At 62.5% G+C, this 15,178-nt stretch carries 7 protein-coding genes; 4 read left to right on the plus strand and 3 right to left on the minus strand.

The annotated features are described in order from the left end of the window. The first annotated feature begins 49 nt into the window (after positions 1–49). A complete protein-coding gene (locus JOD47_RS00590; protein ID WP_204531023.1) occupies positions 50–559 on the plus strand; it encodes a hypothetical protein in 510 nt (169 codons plus the stop codon). A 66-nt stretch (positions 560–625) separates the two neighbouring features. Here the strand turns inward: JOD47_RS00590 and metG are convergent, their stop codons facing one another. Further along, positions 626–2,194 carry a methionine--tRNA ligase gene (metG, locus tag JOD47_RS00595; RefSeq protein ID WP_204531026.1) on the minus strand — a complete coding sequence of 523 codons (1,569 nt, stop codon included), beginning with the start codon at positions 2,192–2,194 and terminating at the stop codon, positions 626–628. Between the two features lie 180 nt (positions 2,195–2,374). Continuing rightward, positions 2,375–5,395: an S-layer homology domain-containing protein gene (locus tag JOD47_RS00600; RefSeq protein ID WP_204531028.1), complete on the minus strand. Its 3,021-nt coding sequence runs from the start codon at positions 5,393–5,395 to the stop codon at positions 2,375–2,377. Positions 5,396–5,552: 157 nt separating this feature from the next. Between JOD47_RS00600 and JOD47_RS00605 the strand changes: the two genes are divergently transcribed. The 3 genes from JOD47_RS00605 to JOD47_RS00615 all read left to right on the plus strand — a co-directional run bounded on the left by JOD47_RS00605 (position 5,553) and on the right by JOD47_RS00615 (position 9,616). Next, positions 5,553–6,143: a hypothetical protein gene (locus tag JOD47_RS00605; protein WP_239547958.1), complete on the plus strand. Its 591-nt coding sequence runs from the start codon at positions 5,553–5,555 to the stop codon at positions 6,141–6,143. Positions 6,144–6,355: 212 nt separating this feature from the next. Further along, positions 6,356–7,339: an AfsR/SARP family transcriptional regulator gene (locus tag JOD47_RS00610; protein ID WP_204531030.1), complete on the plus strand. Its 984-nt coding sequence runs from the start codon at positions 6,356–6,358 to the stop codon at positions 7,337–7,339. A 90-nt stretch (positions 7,340–7,429) separates the two neighbouring features. Further along, on the plus strand, positions 7,430–9,616 hold the full coding sequence (locus tag JOD47_RS00615) for an S-layer homology domain-containing protein (protein ID WP_204531032.1): 2,187 nt from the start codon (positions 7,430–7,432) through the stop codon (positions 9,614–9,616). Between the two features lie 173 nt (positions 9,617–9,789). On the opposite strand, the gene JOD47_RS00620 is transcribed toward JOD47_RS00615, so the two are convergent. Continuing rightward, the gene (locus tag JOD47_RS00620; protein ID WP_307836381.1) at positions 9,790–14,946 is read right to left on the minus strand and encodes a peroxidase family protein; all 5,157 of its coding nucleotides are present in this window, start codon (positions 14,944–14,946) and stop codon (positions 9,790–9,792) included. Positions 14,947–15,178: the final 232 nt, after the last annotated feature.

Raw genomic sequence — 15,178 nt, forward strand, 5'->3', positions numbered from 1 at the left:
ATTGCTTCACGGCCCGCAGGTGCGGGCCGTGAAGCAATCAGGAGGACCGGTGAAGAACCCCACCCGGGAAGAACGGCAATGGCTGTTTCGCTACCTGGAGGACCATCTCCTCGGAGCGACCGGAGGGGTGCGCCTCTTCCAGGCAGCCGCCCGGACCTGGGCCGGCACCCGGCACGGGCGCACGCTGTCCCGCCTGCACGACGAGATCAACCACGAGCGCAGTGAGCTGCTTACCTCCCTGCGCGCCCAGGGACACCGCCCGAACCCCGCGAAGATGTTTTTCGGCCACGTCAGCGCTGCCGCCGCGCGCCTGAACCCCCTCAACGTGAGCAAGGCGGAGAACGGGCCGGGGGCGCAGCTGGAGCTGGAGGCACTCCAGAGCCTCGTCCGCGGCAAGGAAGCGCTGTGGGAGACCCTCCTGGCGCTGCTGGATGACGGCTGGTCCTTTGCCGGATACGACCGGGGGCACCTTACGCAGCTTGCCGAGCGGGCGCGCGGACAACAGCGGGAGATCGCCGCCATCATGGTGAGCACGGCCGCCGAGCGTTTCCGCGCCTGACCCCCGTTGATTTGTCAGGACACGCCCCGAATGGCGGAGCGATAAGGGCGCGTCCTGACAAATGAATTAATTTTCGGTGGGCTCCTCGTACTTCGGGAAGATCGGTGCGGGCGCCGGAAGGGCAATGCCGGGAACCAACGGAGTGGCGATCGCGCTGAACCGGCGGGCGTCGTCGTCGTTCGCGGTGCCCTGGCCCAGAACCGTGAGCAGCTTCGCGGCGCCGTCCGGCATCACAGGTTGGACCAGGATAGACACGATCCGGAGGACCTCCAGGGTCACGTAGAGGACCGTGTTCATGCGGTCGAGGTCAGTCTTCCGCAGCACCCAGGGCTGCTGCTCGGCGAAGTACGCGTTCGTGTCGCCGAGGACCGTCCAGATCGCCTCGAGCGCGCGGGACAGCTCCTGCTTGTCATACGCCGCCCGACAGGTGTCCAGCAGCGTGTTCGCTGCGGCCAGGATGCGCTGGTCCGCGACAGATAACGACGACGGTGCAGGCACCAGTGAGTCACAGTTCTTCGCCACCATGGACAGCGACCGCTGGGCGAGGTTCCCCAGATTGTTCGCGAGGTCGGAATTCATCCGGGTCACGATGGCCTCATGGCTGTAGGAGCCATCCGCTCCGAAGGGCACCTCACGCAGCAGGAAAAAGCGGATCTGGTCCCGGCCGTACTGCTCCATCCAGTCCTTCGGCGCGATCACGTTGCCCAGGGACTTGGACATTTTCACGCCCTTGTTATGCAGGAAGCCGTGAATCATGACCCGCTTGGGAAGCTCGATGCCGGCGGACATCAGGAAGGCGGGCCAGTAGATCGCGTGGAAGCGGGAGATGTCCTTGCCGATCACGTGCACGTCTGCGGGCCAGTACCTGCGGAACTGCTCCGACTCGGTGTCCGGATAGCCCACCCCGGTCAGATAGTTGGTGAGAGCATCCACCCAGACGTACATGACGTGCTGGGGGTTGCCGGGCACAGGTACACCCCAGTCAAACGTGGTGCGGCTGATCGAGAGATCGTCCAGGCCCCGCTTAACAAAACTGATGACCTCGTTGAAGCGGGACTGCGGTGCACCGAATTCCGGCTGCTCCGCGTACAGTGCCAGGAGCCGGTCCTGGTAGGTGGACAGGCGGAAGAAGTAGCTCTCCTCCTCCGTCCACGTCACCTCGGTGTCGGTGTCCTTCGAGTAGCGGATGCCATCCTCACGCACCTCGGTCTCTTCCTCGGTGTAATAGGCCTCGTCCCGTACCGAGTACCAGCCGGCGTACTTGTCGAGGTAGATATCGCCGGCGGCTTCCATCCGGCGCCAGATATCCTGCGAGGCGGCATAGTGGTCCTCGTCCGTGGTACGGATGAAACGGTCATAGCTGATGGCGAGGTCAGCATGGGCAGCCTGGTAGACCGCTGCGTTGCGGTCCACGAGTTGCTTGGGCGTGATCCCCTCTTTCTCTGCCGTCTGGGCGATCTTCATGCCGTGCTCGTCGGTACCCGTGAGGAACATGACGTCGTAGCCGTCCAGCCGCTTGAAACGCGCAATGGCGTCGGTGGCCACATACTCATACGCGTGCCCGATGTGCGGCACGCCGTTGGGGTAGGTGATGGCTGTAGTGATGTAGAACGGGGATTTCTGCGCAGAACTCACCCTAGAAAGTTACCCTGCCGCCGTTGTTGTTGTCGCTTCGTTGCGCCGGGCGGCTGGCTCCGGCCTCCGTAGCCCGCGGACAGCCCGAAACCCCGGCATCGGGGGCACGATACCGGGGTTTCGGGGTCTTTCCTCAGGTAGGTCTATTCTGTTGTGGGTCTTTCCGGCCCCTGGGTTGGATCAGAGGACGTCGAACCGGTACAGGAAGGCAGCCATCGCATCCCTGTTCACGGACTGCACCGGCTTGAACGTACCGTCGGGGTACCCGGTGGTGATGCCGGTGGAGGCTAGCCAGCTGATCTCGTCGAAGAACTCGTTACCGGTCGTGACATCCGGGAAGGTAGTCGGTTCGAATCCTTCGGTGGGCGAACCCGCCATCCGGAAGAGGAAGGCAGCCATCGCATCCCTGTTCACCGGAGTGGTCGGACGGAAGGTTCCGTCATCCCAGCCCTTGGAGATGCCCTGCTCAGCCAGCCAGGCCATTTCCTTGTAGTGCTCCATGCCGGGCTTGACGTCCTTGAATGGCGACACTGTTGGAGCGCTATAGCTCGGCTCGCCCGCCATCCGGTAGAGGAAGGCCGCCATGGCGTCCCTGTTCACCGGAGTGACTGGACGGAAGGTCCCGTCAGTCCAGCCATTGGTGATCCCGCTATCCGCCAGCCAAGCCATCTCGGTGAAGAACTGGATGCCTTGCGGCACGTCCGAGAACGGTGCAGGCAGGGCCGGCAGTGCCTCCGACAGTGGTGAAAAGGCGCCCTGTCCGATGTCGTTGACCGCTGCTACCTGGAATCGGGTGGCGATATCCGCCCGAAGGCCGGTGATGGTCAGGCTCGTTGCCGTGGCCGGTGCCGTGCGGAGCGCACCCAGCTGAGTGCCTGCCGCATCGGTCACCCGAACTACGAAACCGGTGATCGGTGAACCGCCGTCGTTGGGAGCGGTGAGCTGAACGACAGCCTCGCCGATCCGGGGTGCGGCCGCTGCGTCAACCACGGGTGCCGCTACCGCATCGGGAACAGTGCTGGGAAGCTCTGGCTCAGGCGTACTTGCCAGTCGGCCGACGATCGAGAAGTTCTCGGTCTTGCCGATCAGTTGGGCCTCGGCAAGCTCGGCGCCGGCAGCATCGGTGATGGCTTCGAGCTGGAAGTAGTTGGTATCAAACGGGCTTCCAACAACCGGGGCTTCCGTCGCGCCGTCTCCAAGGTAGCCGGCAGGTGCGTTCGGCTGGCGAAGGAGCGGACCGATGCCGGCCTGGGCCATGAGATCGAAGGAGCAATTCACATCCAGGCAACCGACGTCGTTGGTGTACCGGATGTCGCCCGCAGTATCTGCAGTGAGAACGTCCACGCCGTACGGGTGGGTGATCCGGTACGTCACTCCGGGAGTAAGGCCCCGCATCGAGTACCTGGTACGTCCGAAGGCAATCTCGTCACCGTCGCGCGGCACCTCGTTGGCAAAGGCTGCCTCGAGAGCCAGGACCAGGCGGGCACGCCCTTCGGTACCGACCGGTATCTCGGCATCTGCTGCCCACCAGAAGGATTCACTCGGGAAGTTGTCCGGGTAGGACGCCCGCGTGGTATCAAACGGCACTTCAAGAGCGCAGTTCGGGTCATTGAGGCAGAGCGCGAGCTCTACCGGAGCCAGGACCGTGTTACCTGCTGCGTCCACCGTTCCGTAGTCCTTCACCGTCGTCGGGAACGGGTGGTTCCGGGATCCCGGTGCAGCCGGCTCATTGATGACATCCAGATGCCGCACCGTGTACTTGACGTTGGTGTTCGGACCCGTCACGCCGTCGGTGGTGACCGCGATGGCGTTGACCGTGCCGCTGCGAGTGAACTGGAACGGCCCCGTGTACTCCTGAGTGGATCCGGCGGGTGCACCATCCACCAGGCGCGGCCGGGTTCCATCGGTGGTGTAGTAAATTGTCGAAACCGCATCCGCATTCGCGCCAACAGCCGCCGTCAAGGTGATCATCTGTGATCCCTTGAGCACGATCGGACTCACGTCTGGTGCCGAAGCCGCAGCACCGGAAGGTGTTGCCGTGACGACGGGCAGGCTGGTGTCCACCCTGTATTCGTGCGTCTGTGGTTCGGTTGTCTGACCTGAGCCAACCGCTACGTAGCGCAGAACCGTATCTGCGATGGTTCCTTGCTCGGGCGTCGGACCCGGGATGGTGACAAGTGCCTCGGAGGCGACGCGAATGCCGTCCGGTCCTAGTGGATCACTTCCATCGAGTGTGTAGAGAATGTCAGACTCACCCGGAAATGACGATTGAATCCGCACTTGCGTGGCTGCGCCGAACAGATCGCCCGGCTTATCGATGGTGGTCTTCAGCTGGGCGACCTTGCCGGTGACGGAGAAGAGGTCGGTTTCCATGGACCAGGGAGCGCTGCTACCGTCCGGATTCGGACCTTCAACTCGGAAGACGTTCTCGTCGCCGGTACCGCCTTCGACCGTGTGGGGAGTCGCGGGGTCACCGATGTACTGGCCGGTCTCCCTCACCAGTTGTGGGTCAGTCTCCCAGTCGGTCCACCGCAGGAACGGACCAATGTGACCCGTCATGGCATGTTCGAACCCGCAGGGCGGACTCATGCAGCCGATGTCCTGGGTGTCGTTGATTTCACCTTCGACGTCCGTGACAAATTCCTCTGTCCCGTAGGGCGTGGTGACGGTGTACGTGGCGTTGGGAAGGAGCGCATCCAAACGAACGCGTTGGCGGGTGAAGGCTACTTGCTTGTCCACCGCGACGGCGCCGGCGTCACCGAATGCCGCTTCCTGGGCGTACACCAGCAACGCCCGGTCACCGGGTGCATTCTCAATCTCGGCCTCCGCTGCCCACCAGAACCCCTCGTCCGGATAGTTCTCCGGGAACTTGATGTCCTCTGCGGGAACCGGAATTTCCGCACCGCACATATCAATCTCGAGGCACAGCTCCAGGCGGAGCGGTGCAACATCGTTTGTTGTGTCGGCGTCGCCGAGACCGATGCCCTTGTCCTGATACCAGAATGGGTACCCATTTGCATTGTCGATTGGACCGACCGCGGCCAGTCCTTCGCCGCCCGGAGTTGTTACGGCCGTCGCAACCGATGGCGCGACGAGAAGCGGCAGACACACCGCGCCCGCCGCAGTAATGGCGGCAATCCGCTTCCCTGCGGATGTACTGCTGCTTTCCCGGTTCACCCGGGGGCGTCGATAACTAAGCATTACAAGACCTGCCCCTCATTGCGTGTGATTGTGAGCAACCGCTGTTGTGCGGCTGTCCTCACTGAGCATCCCGGGTGCAACTTGTAAAAAACCTTGGATGCTTCCTTCGGTCACTGCTCAAAGGTTTTCGTATGGTGCGGCACCCACCATGGCGACCATGGCATCTTCAGACACCCGCGCCCCGTCTTTCGCACTGACAGATAGCGCCGACGGCTCCGGTTCCTTGGACACCTCCGCCGCTGATACGCGCCCCACTATGCGCCGCCGCCTTCGGTTGCTGATCCCTCTCCTGCTAGTTGCAGCTCTTACCGGAGGGCTGCTGTTTGTCTTCACAGTGGACAAGGATGAGCCAGCAACCATGCTGGGGGCGGCCGGCGCCGTCGATGGCGGGCTGGCACGCATCAATGGGATTATCCCCCTTGAGACAGACGGCTGGTCAGCGCCGGTTTCAGTATCCGAGTTGGAGCGCCCGGTCACCGAAGGCGGTCATCGGGTGCGGGTACTACTTGAGCTGACGGCTCTCGAAGGTCAGGGAGTTGAGTTCGCGGCCGAAGACTACGTGCTTGACGGTCTCGGAACCGGGACCCCGGGAGTTCTATGGTCCTCCCCCTCAAGCGAAAACGTGGCCCAGGGCGGAACGATCAACGCAACACTGGTTTTCGAAATCCCCAACCGGGCACTCGCTCTCGTCCTTGAGGGGCCGGATGGGTTGCGGTTGTCCCTGGGCACGGAACACCACACTTCCTGAAAATGGGTGGGCTGAGAGCCCACTACTCAGTACTCAGCAAGTACTACTTACGCACTACCCGAAACGGTACTCAGCTACCAGGTGAGTACCGTTTCTGCGTGATCGGCCTGTGATCCGGGAAATATTCGGGTAGTTCCTACTCAAGCCGGAGCCGCTACCCAATCCCTACCTTGGAGGCATCAACACCCGCTCAGAAGTATGAGGTCTCCATCATGTTGAAGTCAGATTCCTACCCCACCCCGGCATCCAGCGCCACGGTCCCCGTCCGGACCCCGGCAAACGTACTGTCCGTGAAAGTCATCGGGAGCTTGCAGATCGTCCGTGATGGGGTGACTCTCAGCGCGAAGGATTTTGGCGGCCCGAAGCCCCGGCAGATCCTCGAAATCCTGCTCATCAATCTCGGTAATCCAGTATCAAAAGACAAGCTCATCAGCCTCCTGTGGAACGGTAACCCTCCGGCTGAGGCGCTTCCGACACTCGAAAGCTACGTAAGTGTCCTGCGCCGCAACCTGCAGCCCGGCGCCGGCAAGAACGGAGTACTGCGCACCACTACCGGCGGCTACGTCATCGACCGCACGCTGGTTGATGTGGATCTCGCCCGGTTCGAGCGTTCGGTGCGCCTCGCGCATCAGTGCGAGCCGATTGAAGGCTTGAAGCTGATGCAGGAAGCACTTGCATTTGCGGATGCGCCACTCCTCGGTGACGAGCTGCTCCCCGCCTGGGCCGAGGAAGAGCGCGATTTGCATGCGGCCAGGGTCACCGAGGCCAAGCTGTTCGCCGCTGAGACCGCCACAGCTGTCGGCGCATACGATCTGGCCATCACCTGGGCCAACCAGATCACAGCGCAGGATGCACTCAATGAACGGGCGTGGACCTCGCTGATCCTGGCGCTGGAGGCTTCCGGCCGTCACACGGAGGGTCTTCAAAGTTATGAACGTTGCCGCCGGATCATGCATCGCGAGCTCGGATGCTCCCCCGGCCCTGCACTGAAAGCGGCGCATGCAAGGTTGCTGCAGGCTACGGCCGATAGCGAAGGGGAACTGTCCGACGTGCTTTCGGCTCTCCTCCTCCTTCACAACCAGATTTCCCGGACGGGCGTGGAAGTTCCGGCTGCAACGCCCGCTGCTGGTAAGTCCCTCCGCGAGGCCGGCAACGTATTGAACTCATTCCTTCGGCGAGCGCTCGCAGCGGCGTAGTCCCAGCCCGCAGCTTCCCGGAGTACAGGGTTTCCACAATTCCAACGGTGGACCCTGAGATAGCAAAAGCAGGAGAAAAAGGAGAAAACCATGTCAGTTTCGCGACGCCAAGTGCTGCTGTTCAGCGGCCTGGGTGTATTGGGGGCCGGAGCATTGGCGACACCGCTTCGATCGATCGAAGCCAAGTCGGCGAGCGCCCTACCCGAAGAACAGATGCCGGTCCCGTACCGGACGCGGTTCACGCAGGCGCCATTCTTAGTACCCTACGCTGTTGGCACGGACCCCAGCGACGGCGAGACCATCAAGTACTTTTCGGTTGACGAAACGGCTGCCATGGCTTCGATGCTGCCGAATCGGAATATGCTCACGCCGATCCTGGGTTACAACGGCATCTTTCCTGGTCCCACGATCAGTCTTGAGCAGGGAGAAAAGGCTTTTCTGCGGGTGTGCAACCACCTTCCCGCCATACACCCCTCTGCGGGATATACGCTCGCCACCTCCACTCATCTGCACGGGTCCGCTTCGCTGCCCCAATTTGACGGCTATGCGAGTGACGTCACGAACACGGGATTCGTGAAGGACTACCAATACGCTAACGCCCAGCCGGCGCGCACTCTCTGGTATCACGATCATGGAGTCCACCAGACTGCACAAAACGCATATTCCGGTCTCGCCGCGCAGTACCACCTGCACGATCCGTTGGAACGTGCGCTCCTTCCCCAAGGTGAGTTCGATGTCGCGCTCACTATCAGTGATGCGATGTTCGCCGCGAACGGCCAACTGGCGTACGACGACAACTCGCACTCCGGTCTGTGGGGTGACGTCATCTTTGTCAACGGACAACCGTGGCCGGTCATGCAGGTTCAACGGCGTATCTACCGTTTCCGCGTGCTCAACTGCAGTATCTCCCGGTCCTTCCGGTTCCGGCTGAGCACGGGGGAACCCGTAACGATGGTGGCCACCGACGGAGGCCTGATGCCCTATGCGCAGCAGGTTGGTGAATGGCGTCACGCGGGTGCTGAACGCTATGAGATTCTCATCGACTTCCGCAACTACCAGCCCGGCCAAAGAGTCGAACTGCTGAACAGCTCCAACAGGAACAATGTGGACTACGACTTCACCAACAAGATCATGGCCTTCGATGTTGTGGACGCTCCAGTGGACACCAGTGACGGCACCTGGAACACGCTGCCCTACGAACTGGACCCGCACAATGAAGTCATGGCGCTCCAGCCACAGGACGCCATAAAGAGGCGCCACTTCCGGGTGAAGAAAACTGACAGTATCTGGACCATTGACGACCGCGGCTGGGCTGACGTCATCGCCAGCAACTATCAGGACGTCATCGCCAATCCGGATCTCGGTGACACGGAGATCTGGTCCTTCGAGAACAGTTCCGGAGGCTGGTTCCACCCGATCCATGTCCACTTGGTGGACTTCAAGATCATCGGTGGAGAGGACCGGTCAACCTACGCCTACGAACAGGGTCCCAAGGACGTCGTCTACGTCGGGGAAGGTGAGACGGTGCAATTGCTGATGAAGTTCGGTCCACACCGGGGCCGCTACATGGTGCACTGCCACAACCTTCCGCATGAGGATCACGACATGATGGTTCAGTTCCGGGTGGGCGCGGCCGAACTGGAGCCGCCGAACCACGATCCCATCCTCGCCGCTCCGGGGTACTGGGATGACGGTTCGGTTCCGCCGACCTATCCGCTGGCTCCCGAGTTCAGGGACGTCCCGCCAGGCACCCAGTTCCGCAAGGAGATAGGCTGGCTGGCCGTCAACGGCATTACCACCGGCTGGCCGGACCAGACCTTCCGCCCGCTGGCGCCGGTCTCCCGCGAAGCTATGGCAGCGTTCCTATACCGACTTTGCGGCAAGCCTGAACACGAGGTCGAGAACACTTTCAGGGACGTGCCAGCGAGCAACCCCTTCCGCCTGGAAATCAGTTGGCTTGCCGAAGAGGGAATCACCACCGGGTACGACGACGGCACCTTCCGGCCGCTGGGATCAGTGTCCCGTGAGGCGATGGCGGCGTTCCTATACCGGATCGCCGGTGAACCCGATGTTGAATCGGCAGGCGTATTCCTGGATGTACTGCCCGGTCACCAGTTCTACCGGGAGATCAGCTGGCTCGCATCGACAGGCATCACCACCGGTTACCCGGACGGCACTTTCCGCCCCGGCGCGGCAGTCGCACGCGACGCGATCGCTGCCTTCCTCTACCGGTACGCGCAGAAGTTCGGACGTCCCAACCGCGAGGATCTCGACTAGGCTCCAGCGCCTATCCGGCGAGACGAACCGACGACGACGGCGGCACGCAAGTGCCGCCGTCGTTCTGTGCTGTGCTGGTTCTCATCGCGCAATGCTTCGACAAGCGCCCACAATAAGACCCCGGAACGCATTGTTCCGGGGTCTTATTGTGTGGCCTACCCTGCGGCGCTGCCCTACGGCGTCGTGAAGTTGCTGAAGCGGTACATGAACGCGGCCATAGCGTCCCGGTTGACGGCTTGCACGGGGCGGAACTTCCCGTCGTCGTAACCCGTAGTGATCTTGGTGGAGGCCAGCCAGGTGATCTCCTTGAAGAACTGCCCGCCAACTGCCACGTCAGGGAAGGGCGAATCCTTCGGAGCGGTAAACCCAGGCTCACCGGCGAAGCGGTACATGAACGCCGCCATCGCATCGCGATTCACCGGCTGAAGCGGCCGGAACGTCTTATCGTCGTAGCCCGTCGAGATCCCTTCCGAGGCAAGCCAGGTGATCTCCTTGTAGAACTTGGTCGTCGGGGTGACGTCCTTGAAGGGCGAGACCGCTGGCGGCACAAAGTCAGGTTCACCGGCGAAGCGGTACATGAACGCCGCCATCGCATCGCGATTCACCGGCTGAAGCGGCCGGAACGTCTCATCGTCGTAGCCGGTGGAAATTCCTTCCGCCGCAAGCCACGTGATCTCCGTGAAGAACCGGTTGTTCTGAGGAACATCAATGAAAGGGGAAGGCGTTGGCGCCAGTGGAGTTGACGCTGACGAGTACGCCCCGGTGCCGACCGCATTCACCGCGGCTACCTGGAAGCGCAACAGGATATTCGCCGGCAGGCCCTTCAGCGTCAGGGTGAGCTGGTCGCCAGGAACCTCCCGGATTGCCCCGACCTGCGCTCCAGTCATGTCGACAACCTTGACCTTATACGCGGTGATCGGCGAGCCGCCGGTCGACCCAGGGGCCCAGCTCACGGTCGCTGAGCCGGCCTTCCCGGTGGGATCACCCACGGTCGGCTGCCCCGGTACGACCGCCTTCGGGGTCACAGCTGCGGACGCGTCCGAGAACGCGCTGTCTCCCGCACGGTTGAAGGCCTGCACCTGGAACCGGTAGCTGCTGCCGTTGGTCAGGCCCTCGATGGTGAGGGACGTGGTCCGCGCGTCGGTCGCGCGCAGTACGCCGACCTGTGCGTTGGCTGAATCGAGTACCTTCACCCGGTATCCGCTCACTGCCGAATTGGCCGGTGCGGTCCAGGTGATCGTTGCTGTGCCGTTGCTCGCGGTAGCGGCCGGGGCAGCGGGCTTCGCAGGCGCCTGCGAGTCGGCGAAGAGCAGCTGCTCGACGTTGCGCAGGGTGTCCACGCCGTCACCCTGGGCAGGTCCGTCCTCTTCGCCTGCGGCCGGATCGTCGTCCGGTTCCGGCCGCGCCAGGTGTTCAACCGTGGTGACGCTGCTCGGTGAGCCGACTGTGGCGCCGAATGGAACCGTAGTGACTTTGTAGTTGATTTCGAAGTCCGTGAAGACGGCCACGTCGATGTCGCTTCCCGATCCGCCATGAATAATTTTGCGTTCGATGACGATGTTCGACGGATTCACGTCGCCCGCGAAGACCGCTGCCTGCAGCGTCCTTGCACTTCCATCGAGGTACGGCTTCTCCATACTGGTGGCACTGCCGATCTCGGTGGCGGGATCTGAGGGATCCGTGCGTACGCTCAGGCGAACTTCGAGGTGCTTGTCGCCGTCGAGGATGTCGTCACCTCCCCGGCCTTCCAGGGTGTCGCTACCGCCGCCGCCGAGGAGAATGTTTCCTTCTCCCCAGACTTTGCCGGCGTCCGTTGCTCCGGCCGGGAGCAGATCCTTGAGCCCCGCGATCCGAGCGACGCCCTCGGCGTCCAGCCAGTTCTTGCCTGAGAACCCTTCCCCTTCAACGAGCCGCGGAAGAACGTCGTCACCGCGCAGGACATCGTCCTGGTGTGCACCCGATAGCGCCTCGACTTCGGCGTACCTGTCACGCAGCACAGCGGCGGGCAGTGGCACCCCCAACAGGTTCAGTGTGAGATCTGCATCCGCAGCCAGTGGGTCGAGCTGATGGCTGGACCAGTCGAAGCCGGCTGCACCCGCGTTTCGTTCGATCCCGGCGTCCGCAAGCAGTACGTCGTCACCGCCCTCTGCGTCGTAGTCGTCGTCACCGTTGCCGCCGAGGAGAACGTCGTGTCCCGGGGTATTGGGATCATCGAAGAACGGCGCCCCGCTGTCTCCCATCAACAGGTCCGCTCCCTCGCCGCCCTGCAGCCAATCGTCCCCGCCGTCGCCACGCGCCATATCATTGCCGTCGCCGGCAATCAGGAAGTCATCGCCCTCCCCGCCGAACACTTCATTGGTGTTTGCGCCGCCGTTGACGAAGTCCTTGCCGTCGCCCCCAAGGATCAGGTCCAGGCCATGACCGCCGTCGAGGGCATCATGGCCAGGTCCGCCCTTGAGAACGTCATCGCCTGCTGAGTCCGTGATGATGTCATCGCCTTCCCCACCCAAAGCCGTGTCGGCGCCGTCGTTGCCTTCGATGACGTCATCGCCCTCGTTGCCAAGGAAAGTGTCATTGTCTACTCCACCCCAAACCCGGTCCCCCTCGGCGGTGCCGTTGTAGACGCTCTGGCCGTTGATGCCCGCGGGGTCCACGGAGTTTGCGGTGCGGTAGCGGATGGTGCCATCCGGCATGCGGATCAGCAGTGCCTCCTCGTCGCATTCAGACAACGGGTCATCGAGGACGGTGGTACCGCTGAACTGCAGCCTGCCGAGTTCGAACTTGCAGTCCGACGTCGCGAACGCATCGGCCTTCAGCGCCCGCGCAGTGGTGTTGCGCATGATCATCTCGGCGAAGGAGTTCCCTTCGAGCTGCGACAGCAAATTCATGCCGGGGGTCCGCGCCAGGTAATAGAACCGGTCACCGTTCTGCAGATCCGTCATCTGCTGCTCGAAAACGAAGTTGAAGGTGGAGCCGAGGAGCCCGCCGAAAAGGTTGGTGCGTTCGGCCAGGCCGCCGACCCACAAATCCACGGTATCCAGGCCGGTAGTGGATACACCCTCTTTAGTGGCCCATGCTCCGGTCGATCCCATGAAGGCCTGTGCGTCTGCAGGAATAGCACCTTCGGGAACGTCAATGGGCGGGTCCACCAACAGCTTTGCCGCGGCGCGCTTCTCCGCCATCGTCGTGGCGGCGGTAAGGGAGGGGTGCTTGCCATAGGCAGCAACGAAGTTCACCAGGGATTCCGGATGCTTGAGGCTCAGCCCGAAATCGATCCAGTTGGTGTACGGCTTGAGTTGCCCGTCATTCGTTTCCGCGTACAGTTGCTTGCGCAAATTGTTCAGCGACGGGATGCCAGTTTCCCTTGCCCGCGCCATGTTGATTGCCGCAAGGTCCAACGGCAGCCCCAACAGATTGTTCCGAAGGGTGTCAGTGGTGAACTCGTCGAGCTCGTTACCGACCTGCTCGGACATACCCATGGCGATTGCGCCGGCCGCCTCGCGGGAATCGAGCGTGCCTGCGGAGCCGCCGTTGAAGTATTCGGGTGGGTTCAGGAACGCCTCGAACAGTGGCACGTCATTGGTGGACCCATCGGCGTTCGTCCTGGACACCGTGTCAGTGAGCATCGAGTGACCGAACCGATAGACCGCATGCGCAAACTCGGCGGTGATAGCCGGGTTCACGTCGTCGTGATAGGTGGAGAAGGGCTCGATGAGCGGCTGCACCTTTCGCGCGAACTCTTCGAAGGCCAGGTGCTGGTACTCCATCTCGGCGACGAAACGGGCAGCCTGGAAGATCCGCTCACCGTTCCAGCCACCGGCACCCGAGGCGCTCTTCCACTCGGCAAGAGCGGTGGCCCCGCGTGCGGATGTGTCGGCTGACAGGGTCTGCTTGATGTCGTCCACGAGCCGGTTGTGCTCGGAATGGAAGACCTGATGAATCATGGTCAGGCCAACGTTCTCATTCACCCGTCCGTCGCCGGCGACGAAGTGGGCATTCAACATCTCGTCGTCGTAAGTGGTACCGGGTGCACCGGGAGGAGTGATGATCGTGTCCGCGTCGGCGGTGAGTCCTGGCTTCGGGACGGCGTTATGTGCAATGTCGTCGAGGAAGGATTCATTGACCCGCAACGCATCAGCCGGCACGGCCACCGGATCGGCAACATTTCCTTCGACGAGGCCGTCAGCTGTGACGTACTGCGGGAGGCCGCGGGCGGGGCCCGGAACAAACTTGCCATATGGGTCGACGGCGAGCATCGGCACACTCAGAACGTCTGAATCGGCGAGCTTCAGCCCCATCCTCGTCGCCGCCTGCTGCTTCAACATTGCCCAGGTTGCCATGCCGCCGTCGGCTGACTCCAGCAACATTCCCGTGGACACGGGCTTGCCGGCGCTGTTGTTCGAGTACTCGCGAAGGAATACCTGATGGGACGGGTCGGAACTATAGGTCTGTGACTGGTCGACATACGGGTTCGTCCGGTTGGAGGCCTCGCGCACGTCGTCGGCGGTGCCGAGCTTACCGTCTTCGCCCGGCTGGTTGGTTGCCCTCGTCAGCACCATGAACCGCATGCGCGGCGGCAGGTCGTCAGCGGTGCCTGGCTCGCCATCCGCGCCCGCAATCAGCGGGTCGTCCGGCTGCAGCGGGATGAAGACCGAGCTGCCCGACTTGTTGATCAGGTCGAGCCCGTGATCGAAGAACTGCCCGAAAAGCGTGAAGAGAGAGTTATACGGCGGTGACAGCCCGACGTCGGTGGTCACGTTGGGTATGAAGAGTGTCTCCCCCGCCGGTACGCACCCTTCAGGGAGGCCGGTTTCATCGCAGGGCGTTACTCCCTCATTCCCCTGGGTGCGTACCGGATACTTCGCCGCGGAAACCGCAGCGGGGTTGGCTGAGGTCTGGTCAACGATAAGGTTGCTGATCAAGCGGGGCTGGGAGTCGACGACGTTGCCAATGCTGTCGTACGTTGTCTGCCCAGGCTCCCGGATTATGGCACCGTCTTCCGCCGCATGGAATTCCGGCGGGGCCAGTCGAGGGAATAGCTGGTTGGACGCACCGAAATCCTCCCGGTCCTGCTGCAGGTTGTTGCAGGATCCGTCGACAGTCCGCAGCCCGTAGGACACCAGCGGACCCGGAACCTGGTTCGGCCCGGGTCCAAGCAGCGCACCGCAAGGGCCGGTGTCCGACGTGGTATTGGCGACATGTGCCTCGGCGATTTTGATCTGTTTCAGGATGAACGCCAGATCTGCCGTAGTCACTCTGAATCCCTGCCCCACGGGTGCCGCATGCGCAGGGGCAGCCAGCGGCAAAAGTATGCCCGCCAGTACTGCCATCACAGTCAGACCTGATACCGTCCGGCGCAGCCTCAGGGGTCTGTCCGAACCGGCCCCGCCTGCATGTGTACCCCGAAATATTTCCAGCAGTCGCCCGCTCATGAGTCCTCCCAAGACACTGCCGGCGTGCCCCCGCCGGCTTCACCCAAGGATTCGTTACGTGCGCTATGAATACCTTGGAGCAGTCAGGGTTTCTCCAAGCACGACGGCGCATCCTCAGAAGGAGAGCATC

The organism is Arthrobacter tumbae (assembly GCF_016907495.1).
In the GTDB taxonomy this organism is placed as follows: Bacteria; Actinomycetota; Actinomycetes; order Actinomycetales; family Micrococcaceae; genus Arthrobacter_D; species Arthrobacter_D tumbae.